A 15498-nucleotide genomic window follows, 5' to 3' on the forward strand; every position below is an offset into this window, starting at 1 on the left:
ATGAGTGTGATTGCGCAGGCAGGGGCGAAAGGTCGTCAACTGCATAAATTTGGTGGCAGTAGTCTGGCTGATGTGAAGTGTTATTTGCGTGTCGCGGGCATTATGGCTGAGTACTCCCAGCCCGACGATATGATGGTGGTTTCCGCCGCCGGTAGCACCACTAACCAGTTGATTAACTGGTTGAAACTAAGCCAGACCGATCGTCTCTCTGCGCATCAGGTTCAACAAACGTTGCGTCGTTATCAGTGCGATCTGATTAGCGGCTTGTTACCCGCCGAAGAAGCCGATAGCCTCATTAGCGCCTTTGTCAGCGATCTGGAGCGTCTGGCCGCGCTGCTCGACAGCGGTATTAACGACGCGGTGTATGCAGAAGTGGTGGGCCACGGGGAAGTGTGGTCAGCACGCTTAATGTCTGCGGTGCTTAATCAACAAGGGCTGCCAGCGGCATGGCTTGATGCCCGCGAGTTTTTACGCGCCGAACGCGCCGCACAACCGCAGGTTGATGAAGGGCTTTCTTATCCGTTGCTGCAACAGCTACTGGTACAACATCCGGGCAAACGTCTGGTGGTGACTGGGTTTATCAGCCGTAACAACGCTGGTGAAACGGTGCTGCTGGGGCGTAACGGTTCCGACTATTCCGCGACACAAATCGGTGCGCTGGCGGGCGTTTCTCGTGTAACCATCTGGAGCGACGTCGCCGGGGTATATAGCGCCGACCCGCGTAAAGTGAAAGATGCCTGTCTGCTGCCGTTGCTGCGTCTGGATGAAGCCAGCGAACTGGCGCGTCTGGCGGCTCCCGTTCTTCACGCCCGTACTTTACAGCCAGTATCCGGTAGCGAAATCGACCTGCAGCTGCGCTGTAGCTACACGCCGGATCAAGGCTCCACACGCATTGAACGCGTGCTGGCTTCCGGTACTGGCGCGCGTATTGTCACCAGCCACGATGATGTCTGTTTGATTGAGTTTCAGGTGCCTACCAGCCAGGATTTCAAACTGGCGCATAAAGAGATCGACCAGATCCTGAAACGTGCTCAGGTGCGCCCACTGGCGGTTGGCGTGCATAACGATCGCCAGTTGCTGCAATTTTGCTACACCGCAGAAGTCGCTGACAGTGCGCTGAAAATCCTCGACGAAGCGGGATTACCCGGCGAACTGCGCCTGCGTCAGGGGCTGGCACTGGTGGCGATGGTTGGGGCGGGTGTCACCCGCAACCCGCTGCATTGCCACCGCTTCTGGCAGCAACTGAAAGGCCAGCCGGTCGAGTTTACCTGGCAGTCGGATGACGGCATCAGCCTGGTGGCAGTACTGCGCACCGGACCAACCGAAAGCCTGATTCAGGGGCTGCATCAGTCCGTCTTCCGTGCAGAAAAACGCATCGGCCTGGTGCTGTTCGGCAAGGGCAATATCGGCTCCCGCTGGCTGGAACTGTTCGCCCGCGAGCAGAGCACGCTTTCGGCGCGTACCGGCTTTGAATTTGTGCTGGCAGGCGTGGTGGACAGCCGTCGCAGCCTGTTGAGCTACGACGGGCTGGACGCCAGCCGCGCGTTAGCCTTCTTCAACGATGAAGCAGTCGAGCAGGATGAAGAGTCGTTGTTCCTGTGGATGCGTGCCCATCCGTATGATGATTTAGTGGTGCTGGATGTTACTGCCAGCCAGCAGCTTGCTGATCAATATCTCGATTTCGCCAGCCACGGTTTCCACGTCATCAGTGCCAACAAACTGGCGGGAGCCAGCGACAGCAATAAATATCGCCAGATCCACGACGCCTTCGAAAAAACCGGGCGTCACTGGCTGTACAATGCCACCGTCGGTGCGGGCTTGCCGATCAACCATACCGTGCGCGATCTGATCGACAGCGGCGATACTATTTTGTCGATCAGCGGGATCTTCTCCGGCACGCTCTCCTGGCTGTTCCTGCAATTCGACGGTAGCGTGCCGTTTACCGAGCTGGTGGATCAGGCCTGGCAGCAGGGCTTAACCGAGCCTGACCCGCGTGACGATCTCTCTGGCAAAGACGTGATGCGCAAGCTGGTGATTCTGGCGCGTGAGGCAGGTTACAACATCGAACCGGATCAGGTACGCGTGGAGTCGCTGGTGCCTGCCCATTGCGAAGGCGGCAGCATCGACCACTTCTTTGAAAATGGCGATGAACTTAACGAGCAGATGGTGCAACGGCTGGAAGCTGCCCGTGAAATGGGGCTGGTGCTGCGCTACGTAGCGCGTTTCGATGCCAACGGCAAAGCGCGTGTAGGCGTGGAAGCGGTACGTGAAGACCATCCGCTGGCATCATTGCTGCCGTGCGATAACGTCTTTGCCATCGAAAGCCGCTGGTATCGCGATAATCCGCTGGTGATCCGTGGGCCTGGCGCAGGGCGCGACGTCACCGCCGGGGCGATTCAGTCGGATATCAACCGACTGGCGCAGTTGTTGTAATCCTGAGCCAGAGAAAGCAGTATTTTCGTTACGCGCCCTGCGGAAAGCGGGGCGCTGTGAGTAAATTCTGCCTGTTTATGTAGCCAGTGGATAAAATGTCTGCTGGTTGCTAATGAGAGCATTTCAGCTTTGCTGTTATTTCCGCCCGTTAATGCACATACCATTTTACGATTTTTTCCCTGAACCCAGAGTTGCCACTGATTTTTCCACCAGCCGTGATAAGTTGTTCCCTGAAAACTCCAGGACGTATTTTCGGTACAGTCAGTTATTTCCTCTTCAATAAACCAAATTTCACCTTGCTGTTGGCGAAACAGATCAGCCCAAACCGTAATAATGGCGCCTCTTAAAAAACACTCGTGTGAAATAACCTGTGTTTTAACTGTCGGGAATAGAATATTCAGTACCCTGAAATGCCCGTGCGCTGTGATAACAGGACGCAGAATAGCGCCTTTAGCATTGCGCTTGAGCGCTGCACTGCCATACTGAATTTCATCAAACTGACTGCGGCGTAGAAATTGTGCTTCGCGTATATCAACGCGTTGTACAATATTATTGTCGTGTAACTCTGGTTCTGCATTTCCTCTGTATCGATAATGCAGACTTTCTCCAGCTTGATGCTGCGTATAATTAGTAGAAAGATGAAGAATATTACCGCGAAGAGCATCAAAACTCATTAAAACATACAGTCTCTGCCCACTGCTACCCCCCTGAAATGGCACCAGAAGAGCAACCGTTTCGATTATTTCGGGAGGCGTTATTTCTTTCTGATATTGTTTAGGTGTCCAGACTTTTTTGCAGTTACGGCATTGAATGCGTTGCGAACCCTGTGGATTGTGACCATAACAAATTGTCTCTGTGCCATAACATACCGGGCAGAAATGCCCCTTCTCCGAGGCCCACGTAGATAAGTGAACTGTCAACCAGTCACGAAATTGTTGTTCGTCAAACAACGGTGGATAGCTTCCACATGCCCGGCAGTGCAATGCTGCATAACCCAGTCGATAGTCAGGCCAGCTGTAATCTGTCGATGTTGACCGTCCTAAATTACGGCAACCAAACGACTTGCAGGCATTAATCGTAAACAGAGTCGACATATATCACCAACGATTTCACAAGGTCGTTGATTTTGTCCGGCAACGCTCCCTTGTGGATGTGATTACTCTCACATAAATAACTCTTTCAGAACGTAATGTAACAAGCCTTTAAATCACTGAAAGGGACTATTTATGAAAATTAAAATGCTTGCTGCGGGTATTGCATTAACACTGCCGTTCTGGGCTTGCGCCAAAGATGTCACTATCATTTATACCAACGATCTCCATGCACATGTAGAGCCTTATAAAGTGCCATGGATCGCTGACGGTAAACGAGATATTGGCGGCTGGGCAAATATCACTACGCTGGTTAAACAAGAAAAAGCAAAAAATAAAGCGACATGGTTTTTTGATGCAGGTGACTATTTTACCGGGCCCTATATCAGCAGCCTGACCAAAGGCAAAGCTATTATCGATATTATGAATACTATGCCATTTGATGTCGCCACAATAGGCAACCATGAATTTGACCACGGCTGGGACAACACATTATTACAGTTGAGTCAGGCAAAATTCCCGATTGTGCAGGGCAATGTTTTTTATCAGAACAGCAGTAAATCATTCTGGGATAAGCCCTATACCATCATCGAAAAAGACGGTGTGAAAATAGGCGTTATAGGTTTGCACGGAGTATTTGCCTTTAATGACACGGTATCCGCTGCCACGCGAGTGGGTATTGAGGCGCGCGATGAAATTAAATGGCTACAACGTTATATCGATGAACTCAAAGGCAAGGTTGATTTGACCGTCGCCCTGATCCACGAAGGTGTTCCGGCCCGCCAGTCCAGTATGGGAGGCACAGATGTGCGTCGCGCGCTGGATAAAGATATTCAGACGGCAAGTCAGGTCAAAGGACTGGATATTTTGATCACCGGACATGCACATGTGGGTACGCCGGAACCGATTAAAGTCGGCAATACGCTCATCCTCTCTACTGACAGCGGCGGGATTGATGTGGGCAAACTGGTTCTCGACTACAAAGAGAAGCCGCATGATTTTACGGTGAAAAACTTCGAGCTTAAAACCATTTACGCCGACGAGTGGAAGCCCGATCCGCAAACAAAACAGGTGATCGACGGCTGGAATAAAAAGCTGGATGAAGTGGTGCAACAAACGGTGGCGCAATCGCCGATTGAATTAAAACGTGCCTATGGTGAATCGGCTTCCCTCGGGAACCTGGCGGCTGACGCTTTACTGGCAGCGGCAGGTAAAAACACCCAAATAGCCTTAACCAACTCTGGCGGTATCCGCAATGAGATCCCCGCAGGGGCGATTACGATGGGCGGCGTCATCAGTACCTTCCCGTTCCCCAACGAACTGGTGACGATGGAACTCACGGGTAAACAATTACGCAGTTTGATGGAACACGGCGCAAGTTTAAGTAATGGCGTTTTACAGGTATCGAAAGGCCTGGAAATGAAGTACGACAGCAGCAAGCCGGTTGGTCAGCGGGTTATCTCACTGACTCTGAATGGTAAACCGATTGAAGATGCAACGGTTTATTCTATTGCCACCCAGAGTTTCCTTGCTGATGGTGGAGATGGTTTTAGCGCCTTTACCGAGGGGAAAGCGCGCAACACAACGGGCGGTTATTACGTTTATCACGCCGTGGTTGATTACTTCAAAGCGGGTAACACCATCACGGATGAACAGCTCAACGGTATGCGTGTGAAAGATATCAAGTAATCATACGCATTGAGTTGGTTTACACCTTATTGCCGGATGACGATATCGACGTACATCTCATTCGGCATGTGTATTACGCCGATTCCCGCACCACCAGTTGCCCGGAAAGCGCAATTCTTTGGGTTTGCAAATCCGGGTCTTTTAATTTGCGAATCATCAGGGTCGCTGCCTGGCGTCCGGTTTCTTCACTGGCGGAAGATACATAGGTGAAAACAGGAGAGGTCAGGTTGATATGCAGCATATCTTCAAAACCAATTAGCGCTACCTGCTGGGTCAGAAAGACGTCTTTCCCGACGGTACGCCCCACCTGATGTATGCCGTTGATGCTGCCAATCATGGCCTCGGGCGAATGGCAGAGCAGGGCGGTAATGGCGTTGTTATTTTCCAGCAACTGGCGCGTTGCCATGCTGGCAGCCCAGGTGTCACCGTCACAGGCTGGCGTGAACTCGTCACGACAAGCAATGCCAAATTTTGCCAGGGTCTGGCGAAAACCAACCAGTCGCTGCTGACGGATAAGATCACTTTCTCTGCCACCGAGATAGGCAATGTAACGATGGCCGCGCTCAATTAAATAACGTGTGGCAAGACTTGCTGCCTGCTGGTTGTCACGCAACACCAGGTTGCACTCATCTTTGATAGGCGTTTGTGATGCGACAACAAGGGGAAGCGAACACTGGCGGATTAGCGTGGGGAGGGTTTCACGATGCGCATCGGAAGCCAGATAAATCACTCCGGCAACACCTTGTTGCTTGAAGGAAAGTAAACAACGTTCAAGATGTTCATGTGCGTTCTGTGGTTGCCCAAGGAATACCATATAGCCCCTGGCTTCCAGTTCCTGAACAATACTGGCCATCACTTTGATGGAAAAGCTATCGCTAAAATCACGTAAAATCAGTCCGATAAGATTTGACGTGTGGGAACGTAAATTGGCGGCGGCAACATTATGCACGTAGCCCAGTTCGTCAATAGCAGCATGAACTTTCCCGATGGTCGCCTCTGAGATTTTCCCTTTCTGGCGCAGCACTAGCGACACGGTAGAGACGGAAACTCCGGCTCTTTTGGCAACATCAATTATGCTGACTTTCTTCAAACTCACTCCCTGAACAACGTTGATTCTTTAAATAGCAAGAAGGTTCTGGTCAGGGACCAGAACCTCTGACATCGAGTAATCTTAAGGCTATTTACCGATCATCGTCGACATGGTTTGCGCGATAAATTGCGCTCGCGCGCCAAAAATGACCTGAATGCCGTTATCGCCAACAAAAACCACGCCACGGGCGCCAATATTATTTAGACCATCCTGATCCACCGCTTCTTTATCAGAGACTTCCAGACGTAAACGCGTGATGCAGGAGCCTACCGATTTAATGTTTTGCTGACCGCCAAGCAGCGTGATGATTTCTGTTGCCAGCTCGTCATCGGTTTTATCATTAGCGCTAACCGTAGTTTCAGTACGACCAGGCGTTTTCACATCAAAACGACGAATAACAAAGCGGAAGGTGAAGTAGTAGATCACCGCCATTGGCACGCCGACGATAATGGCGCTCAGGAAGTTGGTTTCATAGCCGTTAAAGGATGGCAGGATGCCAAACGAAATATAGTCAATCAGCCCCGCAGAGAAGGATTTGGCAATATGTGCATGCAGCAGATACATCGCCATATAGGAAAGGCCCGCCATGATGGCATTGAAGACATACAGCACAGGGGCGACAAAGATAAATGTAAATTCAACGGGTTCTGTAATACCGGTCAGAAAACAGGTTAATGCGGCAGAGAACAGAATACCGGCGGCAATTTTCTTATTCTTTGTGTGCGCTTCATGGTACATCGCCAGGCACGCCGCAGGCAGGGCAAACAGCATCAGGGGGAATTCGCCTTGCATAAATTTACCGGCGTCATGATAACTGTCGCTGCTAAATGATTTCACCCCTTCTTCCAACATCTTGAACCAAATCGTCTGATCGCCGTGAATCATTTGCCCGGCATGGGTAGTGTAATCCCCAAAAGAATACCAAAACGACGGATACCAGATGTGGTGCAAGCCAAGCGGAATGAGCGCTCGTTCAGTTACACCAAAAATAAAGGTCGATGCTGCCTGGTTGTTACCCTTAACGATAACCGATAATGCATCGATTCCTGACTGAATGTGTTGCCAGACATAGGGTAGTAACAGGCCAAGAATGAAGGAGAGAAAAGCCGTCGCGATAGCGACAAAGCGTTTCCCGGAGAAAAAACCAAGGAATTCTGGCAATTGCATGGTATGAAAACGGTTGTAACACCACGCCGCCAGGATCCCGCATATCAGGCCGCCAAAAACGCCCATTTGCAATGTGGGGATCCCCACCACCATCGCGTATTTGCCGCCTTGCCCGGCCATTTCTGGCGTGATGCTAAGTACGGTGCTGATGGTGATATTGGTGACAAAAACGGAAACGGCTGCGGATAACGCCGCAATTCCTGATTCAGAAGCCAGCCCTACGGCGGAACCGATAGCAAAAAGCATCGGCAAGTTATCAAAAATAATGCCGCCTGCATTCATCATCAACGGCAAATGGAATTTATCTCCAAACGCCAGTAACAACCCAGCGGCAGGCAGAAGCGAAATTGGCAGCATTAGGGCGCGACCAATCATCGACAATTTAGAAAGTGACTTCACGAAACTCGACATCAGATTCATGCTGATTTCCCCCGAATAGCGCATAAATCTGCGCGAATTAGTCTTTTTTTGTATAAGTAGAACGTTCTAGTAGAACGTTCTACTTATCGTGGGGGATGCATAATTGCTCTGCAACATAATTTTGGAGAAATTGTTAATAGTTTGAAGTAGTTCAAATAATAAACATGCAGTATTGAATGCAAATTATGGTATCTATTTGTTTTATTTAAATAAGTGTCCAGCTAACACAGACGAGCATATTAATTAACTCTTATTTAAATAAATTTGAAGCCGATGGCTTATCCGTTTATTCATTACTTCGCGCGCGATAATGTGAGAGAACCCATTTACCCTCACATTCAAATGAAGAAAATTCATCTTCCCTGATTATTCCTCACCATCATGGGGCATTTTTCGGTTGACGCCCCTCGGCTTTTCCTTCATCTTTACATCTGGACGTCTAAATGGATAGATGTTCACAACACAACATATAACTACAAGCGATTGATGAGGTAAGGTATGAGCTTTTTTCACGCCAGCCAGCGGGATGCCCTGAATCAGAGCCTGGCCGAAGTCCAGGGGCAGATTAATGTTTCGTTCGAATTTTTCCCGCCGCGTACCAGTGAAATGGAGCAGACCCTGTGGAACTCCATCGATCGCCTCAGCAGTCTGAAACCGAAGTTTGTATCGGTGACCTATGGCGCAAACTCCGGTGAGCGCGACCGCACGCACAGCATTATTAAAGGCATTAAAGATCGCACCGGTCTGGAAGCGGCGCCGCATCTTACCTGCATTGATGCGACGCCTGCCGAGCTGCGGACCATCGCCCGCGACTATTGGAATAACGGTATTCGCCATATCGTGGCGCTGCGTGGCGACCTGCCGCCGGGAAGCGGTAAGCCGGAAATGTATGCCTCTGACCTGGTGACGTTGTTAAAAGACGTCGCGGATTTCGATATCTCCGTGGCGGCGTATCCGGAGGTGCATCCGGAAGCGAAAAGCGCCCAGGCGGATTTGCTTAACCTGAAACGCAAAGTGGACGCCGGCGCCAATCGCGCGATTACCCAATTCTTCTTTGATGTCGAAAGCTACCTGCGTTTTCGTGATCGCTGCGTTTCGGCGGGTATCGATGTGGAAATTATTCCTGGCATTTTGCCCGTCTCTAACTTTAAACAGGCGAAGAAATTTGCTGACATGACCAACGTACGCATTCCGGCGTGGATGGCGCAAATGTTTGATGGTCTGGATGACGACGCCGAAACCCGCAAGCTGGTGGGCGCGAATATTGCGATGGATATGGTGAAGATTTTAAGCCGTGAAGGAGTGAAAGATTTCCACTTCTATACGCTTAACCGCGCTGAAATGAGTTACGCGATTTGCCACACATTGGGTGTCCGACCTGGTTTATAAGTGCTTTGGTTTCTGTAAAAATCACACGGTGATCACAAAATTAAAACAAAGCACAAAATGCCTCCTCGAAGCGAGGGGGCAGACAAGTAAAACTATTGACTCGCTTTTTCTCCTTCATTCCTTAAAAGAACAGAGAGAAAACAGGGATAAAACCCTTTTTTATAAGGTATTTGTCCGTAATCGGACATAATCAAAAAGCTTATTTAAGATCAATTTGATCTACATCTCTTTAACTAATGATATGTAAGATCCCAACTATCGCATCCGTGGATTAATTCAATTATAACTTCTCTCTAACGCTGTGTATCGTAAGGGTAACACTGTAGAGGGAGTATATTGATGAGCACGTCAGACGATATCCATAACACAACAGCAGCCGGAAAATGCCCGTTCCATCATGGCGGTCATGACCAGAGCGCCGGTGCGGGAACAACCACTCATGACTGGTGGCCAAAACAACTCCGTGTTGACCTGTTAAACCAACATTCTAACCGTTCTAACCCACTGGGTGAGGACTTCGACTACCGCAAAGAATTTAGCAAGCTAGATTACTACGGCCTGAAAAAAGATCTGAAAGATCTGCTGACAGAGTCTCAACCGTGGTGGCCAGCAGACTGGGGCAGCTACGCTGGTCTGTTTATTCGTATGGCCTGGCACGGCGCGGGGACTTACCGTTCAATCGATGGTCGCGGCGGCGCGGGTCGTGGTCAGCAACGTTTTGCACCGCTCAACTCCTGGCCGGATAACGTCAGCCTGGATAAAGCGCGTCGTCTGTTGTGGCCAATCAAACAAAAATATGGTCAGAAAATCTCCTGGGCCGACCTGTTTATCCTCGCGGGTAACGTGGCGCTGGAAAACTCCGGTTTCCGTACCTTCGGTTTTGGTGCCGGTCGTGAAGACGTCTGGGAACCGGATCTCGACGTAAACTGGGGTGATGAAAAAACCTGGCTTGCCCACCGTAACCCGGAAGAACTGGCAAAACGCCCATTAGCAGCAACCGAAATGGGGCTGATTTACGTTAACCCGGAAGGACCAAATGCCAGCGGCGAACCGCTTTCTGCGGCTGCAGCTATTCGCGCGACATTTGGCAATATGGGGATGAACGACGAAGAAACCGTTGCGCTGATCGCGGGTGGTCATACGTTAGGTAAAACTCACGGCGCAGGCCCGGCAACGCACGTAGGTCCTGATCCAGAAGCGGCCCCGATCGAAAACCAGGGCTTAGGCTGGAAAAGTGATTTTGGTTCCGGTGTCGGTGCCGATGCCATTACGTCAGGTCTGGAAGTGGTCTGGACCCAGACGCCGACCCAGTGGAGCAACTATTTCTTCGAAAACCTGTTCAAATATGAGTGGGTACAGACTCGTAGCCCGGCAGGCGCCATCCAGTTTGAAGCCGTAGATGCACCGGAAATTATCCCGGATCCGTTCGATCCGTCGAAGAAACGTAAGCCGACGATGCTGGTCACTGACCTGACGCTGCGTTTTGATCCAGAGTTTGAGAAGATTTCACGTCGCTTCCTTGACGATCCGCAAGCGTTCAACGAAGCCTTTGCCCGTGCGTGGTTCAAACTGACGCACAGGGATATGGGGCCGAAATCTCGTTACATCGGACCGGAAGTGCCGAAAGAAGATCTGATCTGGCAAGATCCGCTGCCACATGCGTTCTTCAACCCGAGCGAGGAAGATATCCTTAACCTGAAGACGGCGATTGCTGAGTCTGGTCTCTCTGTGAGCGAGCTGGTTTCTGTTGCCTGGGCTTCTGCCTCCACCTTCCGCGGTGGGGATAAACGTGGCGGTGCCAACGGTGCGCGTCTGGCATTAGCTCCGCAGCGCGACTGGGAGGTTAATGCCGCAGCAGCACGCGCATTGCCGGTGCTGGAGGGGATCTATAAATCCTCACACACGGCTTCACTCGCTGACATTATTGTTCTCGCCGGTGTTGTTGGTGTCGAAAAAGCGGCGAGTGCTGCGGGTATCAGCATCAGTGTTCCGTTCACGCCAGGTCGCGTAGATGCACGTCAGGATCAGACGGATATCGAGATGTTCGAGCTGCTCAAACCTGTTGCTGATGGTTTCCGTAACTATCGCGCTGCGTTGGGCGAGGCTACCACTGAATCACTGCTGATCGATAAAGCGCAGCAACTGACGCTGACTGCACCAGAAATGACTGTGCTGGTGGGCGGGATGCGTGTGCTGGGCGCCAACTTCGATGGCAGCAAAAACGGTGTCTTCACTGACCGTGTGGGCGTATTGAGCAATGACTTCTTTGTGAACTTGCTGGATATGCGCTACGAGTGGAAAGCGACCGACGAATCGAAAGAGCTGTTCGAAGGCCGTGATCGTGAAACGGGTGAAGTGAAATACACCGCCAGCCGTGCGGACCTGGTATTTGGTTCTAACTCCGTTCTGCGTGCACTGGCAGAAGTTTACGCCAGCAGCGATGCCCACGAGAAATTTGTTAAAGACTTCGTGGCAGCATGGGTGAAAGTGATGAACCTCGACCGTTTCGACCTGCTGTAATCTGACCTTCTTCAGCGACTGCCTTTCAGGCAGTCGCTGAAGTTTCTTTACCGGCGTATAGTGTCCACAGGAAAACTACACACTGGATCTCTCATGTCTGCCGCAGGAAAGAGCAACCCACTGGCAATCAGTGGCCTGGTTGCGCTCACACTTATCTGGAGTTATAGCTGGATTTTCATGAAGCAAGTCACCAGCTACATCGGTGCCTTCGACTTCACCGCCTTACGCTGCATTTTCGGCGCTCTCGTTTTATTCATCGTTCTTTTGTTACGTGGTCGCGGAATGCGCCCGACGCCGTTTAAATACACCTTAGCCATTGCCCTGCTACAAACCTGCGGGATGGTTGGTCTGGCGCAGTGGGCGCTGGTCAGCGGCGGAGCGGGGAAGGTGGCGATCCTGAGCTATACCATGCCGTTCTGGGTGGTGATTTTCGCCGCGTTGTTTCTCGGTGAACGCCTGCGACGCGGGCAATATTTCGCGATTCTGATTGCCGCTTTCGGTTTATTTTTGGTGTTGCAGCCGTGGCAACTCGATTTCTCTTCGATGAAAAGCGCCATGCTGGCGATCCTCTCCGGCGTCAGTTGGGGGGCGAGTGCCATTGTCGCTAAACGCCTTTACGCCCGTCATCCGCGCGTGGATTTATTGTCGTTAACATCCTGGCAGATGCTGTATGCGGCGCTGGTGATGAGCGTAGTCGCCTGGCTGGTGCCGCAACGTGAAATTGACTGGCAGCCCACCGTGTTCTGGGCGCTGGCCTACAGTGCCATTCTGGCGACGGCGCTGGCGTGGAGCTTATGGTTGTTTGTATTGAAAAACTTGCCTGCCAGTATTGCCAGCTTAAGCACACTGGCCGTTCCCGTTTGCGGCGTACTCTTTTCCTGGTGGCTGCTCGGTGAGAATCCTGGTGCGGTTGAAGGTAGCGGTATTGTGCTGATTGTGCTGGCATTGGCGCTGGTGAGCCGTAAGAAAAAAGAAGCCGTCAGTGTAAAAAGGATCTGAATTTTTCTACACGTGGGGCGAGCTCTTATTTAACAAAATAGCGATAGTGCCCCACAATCCGCCAGCTAAACAGCACATCTTCTTCCTGCGCGCCTGCGCCAATGTTATGTATCACCAGCGGCGTACCGTCGCGGGCGAAGCCATCTGAAACCACCCCAATATGTGCCAGCCCGTTGTCCAGTCGCCAGGAGACAATATCGCCCGCTTGATAGTCACCGGCGTTTTTGCTGGTGGGGCGTGTTTTATCGTGGCGGGTAAACCAGGTTTCCAGATTAGGCACCCGACGGTGATCGATGTTGCTGTCCGGGCGCTTTAACTTCCACTTTTGCGGATAATCGGCAAAATTCTTCGCCATATCTTCGTGAACCAGTTTCTGCAAATCGACCTTCTGGCTGCGCAAGGCGCGGATCACCACATCGGAACATACGCCGCGTTCTTGCGGGACATCACCGCCAGGATAGGTAAGCTGCACATACGCCGGATCGTAAAATAGCGTGCTGCCAATTTGCTGTCTGGCACCGTCCGCGATGGCAAGATTGGTGTTGGCCTGGATTTGTACCACGGCTGGTGGAACGGCGGGAGATTTTAAGGGGGGGCTGGTAAATGCCGTTAGCAGGCTGACCAGCGCCAGTGAAGCTTTCATCTGTTTCATCCGTGAAAATAAGAGTCACAGATTCGACCTTCCGGGCTAACGATTGTTCTGTGGAGAAAATGTCCAGAAGCGGATAAAAAACTCCCAATCAACGTGGGAGTTTCAGATTACTGGCACAGAGTGCCGGATGCAGCGTGAACGCCTTATTTGGCCTACAAAAACACGCAAATTCAATATATTGCAGAGATTAGGTAGGCCACATAAGCGTAGCGCATCAGGCTATTTTGTGTTCAAACTCCCGGATAAGCCGGGAGTTTGACATAGGTTATTCCCACTCTTGCAGGAAACGCTGACCGTACTGGTCGGCTACCAGCAGTGCGGCGTAAACCTGATCTGGCGTCGCGCCGCCAGGCATGTTGTGAATGGTTTCACCTTCTGCACATGCCGCTTCTGCCACAATTCGCATTTTCGCCGGGACATCTTCTTTAATATCCAGTTGAGCGAGAGTTATTGGCAAACCTACCGCATGGCTAAGTGCGGCTACGGTTTCGATTTCCTCAACCGGCGCGTTTTCCAGAACCAGCTGCGTCAGCGTACCGAATGCCACTTTTTCACCGTGATAATAGTGATGCGCATCTGGGATAGCTGTCAGGCCGTTATGCACCGCGTGTGCCGCCGCCAGACCACCGCTTTCAAAACCAACGCCGCTCAAATAGGTGTTCGCTTCAATCACGCGCTCCAGCGCCGGAGTCACTACATGCTGTTCGGCGGCAAGCATCGCTTTTTCGCCTTCTTCCAGCAGGGTGTTGTAGCACAGTTCAGCCAGCGCCAGCGCCGCCTGAGTACACTTACCGCCCGCCATGGTGGTCGCGCCGCTACGAGAGCATGCACGCGCTTCAAACCAGGTTGCCAGCGCATCACCAATACCCGCTGCTAACAGACGCGCAGGTGCGCCCGCGACGATTTTAGTATCGACAATGACCATATTCGGGTTATTTGGCAGCAGCAGATAGCGGTCAAATTCACCATCATCGGTGTAAATAACAGACAACGCACTGCACGGCGCGTCGGTAGAAGCGATGGTCGGTGCGATTGCTACCGGAACACCCATGAAATGCGCCAGTGCTTTGGCGGTATCAAGGGTTTTACCGCCGCCAATACCGAGAATCGCGCCACACTGCGCAGTCTCCGCGATGCCGCGCAGACGATCGATCTCATTTTGCGAACATTCACCGCCAAAGGGGGCGATTTCAACAACCAGCCCGGCATCTTTAAAGCTTTGCTCGACGGTTGCCTGAGCAAAACCTAATACAAATTTATCGCCAACAACCAACCAACGTTCTGCCAGCGGCTTCAGGTATTCGCCCAGGCGATTAATGACATCAGCGCCCTGAATGTATTTACCCGGTGATTGAATAATGCGGTCCATAATTGCTCCTTTAGAGATGAGTAGTGCCAAATGCGGCATTCCAGTCGTGCTCGAACTTCTCTATAGCCGACTCTACCGCAGGGGTGTTGAGCATTTGTTGCGCTACATCTAAGGGCAGTGTGATGGATTCACATCCTGCCAACAAACAATCCAGCGCCTGACGTGGTGTTTTAAAGCTGGCAGCCAGCACCATGCTTTCTGGCGCGTGCATTTCCAGTAACGCTTGCAGCTCCTGGACGGTACGAATGCCGTCTCCGCCCTGAGCGTCCACGCGATTTACATAGGGAGCAACGTATTTTGCCCCTGCCAGCGCGGCCAGCACTCCTTGCGCGGCGCTGTACACTGCGGTGCCAAGTGTAGTAATACCTTCTTTTTTCAACAATTTAATTGCTGCCAGACCTTCTGAGGTTACCGGAATTTTCACCACAATGCCCGGAATAACGTCGCGCAGGCGCTTCGCTTCCTCCACCATCCCCTGCGCGTCGCGGCTCATGGTCTGAGCAAACAGAATGCCTTCATCACCAATCGCTTTTTGCAGACGCGGCAGCACTTCCCAGATGGACTCCTTGCTGGCAGCGATAATGCTCGGGTTAGTTGTTACCCCGGCAATGGGGAATATGCGTGCCAGACGTTCGACTTCTGCGACGTTAGCGGTGTCCAGATACAGTTCCATGATGTT

The 15498-nt window shown here is 51.5% G+C and carries 11 protein-coding genes; 5 read left to right on the forward strand and 6 right to left on the reverse strand.

Annotation, left to right across the window (positions count from 1 at the left end; translation table 11 throughout):
• A complete protein-coding gene (gene metL / locus FEK42_RS14615; protein ID WP_135493215.1) occupies positions 1-2433 on the forward strand; it encodes a bifunctional aspartate kinase/homoserine dehydrogenase II in 2433 nt (810 codons plus the stop codon).
• Here the strand turns inward: metL and FEK42_RS14620 are convergent.
• Entirely contained in the window at positions 2397-3527 is a 1131-nt protein-coding gene (locus FEK42_RS14620) for a cytoplasmic protein (RefSeq protein ID WP_138211873.1), read from the reverse strand. The two genes, metL and FEK42_RS14620, sit on opposite strands and share 37 nt — an antisense overlap.
• A 132-nt stretch (positions 3528-3659) precedes the next feature.
• Between FEK42_RS14620 and FEK42_RS14625 the strand changes: the two genes are divergently transcribed.
• The gene (locus tag FEK42_RS14625) at positions 3660-5213 is read left to right on the forward strand and encodes a bifunctional UDP-sugar hydrolase/5'-nucleotidase (protein ID WP_135493216.1); all 1554 of its coding nucleotides are present in this window, start codon (positions 3660-3662) and stop codon (positions 5211-5213) included.
• Positions 5214-5286: 73 nt separating this feature from the next.
• Here FEK42_RS14625 and malI read toward each other — a convergent pair whose 3' ends face one another.
• Together malI and FEK42_RS14635 are read right to left on the reverse strand one after the other, a co-directional pair.
• The gene (malI, locus tag FEK42_RS14630) at positions 5287-6303 is read right to left on the reverse strand and encodes a Mal regulon transcriptional regulator MalI (protein WP_135493217.1); all 1017 of its coding nucleotides are present in this window, start codon (positions 6301-6303) and stop codon (positions 5287-5289) included.
• An 87-nt stretch (positions 6304-6390) separates the two neighbouring features.
• Complete coding sequence (locus FEK42_RS14635) at positions 6391-7890, reverse strand: PTS transporter subunit EIIC (protein WP_135493218.1); 1500 nt, start codon at positions 7888-7890, stop codon at positions 6391-6393.
• 498 nt (positions 7891-8388) lie between these two features.
• Here FEK42_RS14635 and metF point away from each other — a divergent pair, with 498 nt between their 5' ends.
• From metF to yijE, 3 genes are all read left to right on the forward strand, one after another.
• Positions 8389-9279, forward strand: coding sequence for a methylenetetrahydrofolate reductase (gene metF / locus FEK42_RS14640; RefSeq protein ID WP_130258331.1), 891 nt, complete (start codon positions 8389-8391; stop codon positions 9277-9279).
• A 339-nt stretch (positions 9280-9618) separates the two neighbouring features.
• Positions 9619-11799 (forward strand): catalase/peroxidase HPI, encoded by a 2181-nt coding sequence (gene katG, locus FEK42_RS14645; RefSeq protein WP_138211874.1) that lies wholly within the window; start codon positions 9619-9621, stop codon positions 11797-11799.
• A gap of 93 nt (positions 11800-11892) precedes the next feature.
• Positions 11893-12798, forward strand: a complete 906-nt coding sequence (gene yijE, locus FEK42_RS14650) for a cystine transporter YijE (protein WP_130206576.1) — start codon at positions 11893-11895, stop codon at positions 12796-12798.
• Between the two features lie 25 nt (positions 12799-12823).
• Here the strand turns inward: yijE and FEK42_RS14655 are convergent, their stop codons facing one another.
• The 3 genes from FEK42_RS14655 to fsa form a co-directional block, all read right to left on the reverse strand.
• Positions 12824-13441: a DUF1287 domain-containing protein gene (locus FEK42_RS14655; RefSeq protein WP_135493219.1), complete on the reverse strand. Its 618-nt coding sequence runs from the start codon at positions 13439-13441 to the stop codon at positions 12824-12826.
• Positions 13442-13715: 274 nt separating this feature from the next.
• A complete protein-coding gene (gene gldA / locus FEK42_RS14660; RefSeq protein WP_130206574.1) occupies positions 13716-14819 on the reverse strand; it encodes a bifunctional L-1,2-propanediol dehydrogenase/glycerol dehydrogenase in 1104 nt (367 codons plus the stop codon).
• A gap of 10 nt (positions 14820-14829) precedes the next feature.
• Positions 14830-15492, reverse strand: a complete 663-nt coding sequence (gene fsa, locus FEK42_RS14665; protein ID WP_135493220.1) for a fructose-6-phosphate aldolase — start codon at positions 15490-15492, stop codon at positions 14830-14832.
• Between the last annotated feature and the right edge of the window lie 6 nt (positions 15493-15498).

Origin of the sequence: Escherichia sp. E2748 (genome assembly GCF_005781125.1) — a bacterium.
Classification (GTDB): domain Bacteria; phylum Pseudomonadota; class Gammaproteobacteria; order Enterobacterales; family Enterobacteriaceae; genus Escherichia.

Coding starts and splice junctions, on each gene's coding strand:
- gldA (WP_130206574.1), bottom strand. CDS start 14,819: ATGGACCGCATTATTCAATCACCGGGTAAATACATTCAGGGCGCTGAT.
- FEK42_RS14625 (WP_135493216.1), top strand. CDS start 3,660: ATGAAAATTAAAATGCTTGCTGCGGGTATTGCATTAACACTGCCGTTC.
- FEK42_RS14620 (WP_138211873.1), bottom strand. CDS start 3,527: ATGTCGACTCTGTTTACGATTAATGCCTGCAAGTCGTTTGGTTGCCGT.
- fsa (WP_135493220.1), bottom strand. CDS start 15,492: ATGGAACTGTATCTGGACACCGCTAACGTCGCAGAAGTCGAACGTCTG.
- metF (WP_130258331.1), top strand. CDS start 8,389: ATGAGCTTTTTTCACGCCAGCCAGCGGGATGCCCTGAATCAGAGCCTG.
- FEK42_RS14635 (WP_135493218.1), bottom strand. CDS start 7,890: ATGAATCTGATGTCGAGTTTCGTGAAGTCACTTTCTAAATTGTCGATG.
- katG (WP_138211874.1), top strand. CDS start 9,619: ATGAGCACGTCAGACGATATCCATAACACAACAGCAGCCGGAAAATGC.
- FEK42_RS14655 (WP_135493219.1), bottom strand. CDS start 13,441: ATGAAAGCTTCACTGGCGCTGGTCAGCCTGCTAACGGCATTTACCAGC.
- metL (WP_135493215.1), top strand. CDS start 1: ATGAGTGTGATTGCGCAGGCAGGGGCGAAAGGTCGTCAACTGCATAAA.
- yijE (WP_130206576.1), top strand. CDS start 11,893: ATGTCTGCCGCAGGAAAGAGCAACCCACTGGCAATCAGTGGCCTGGTT.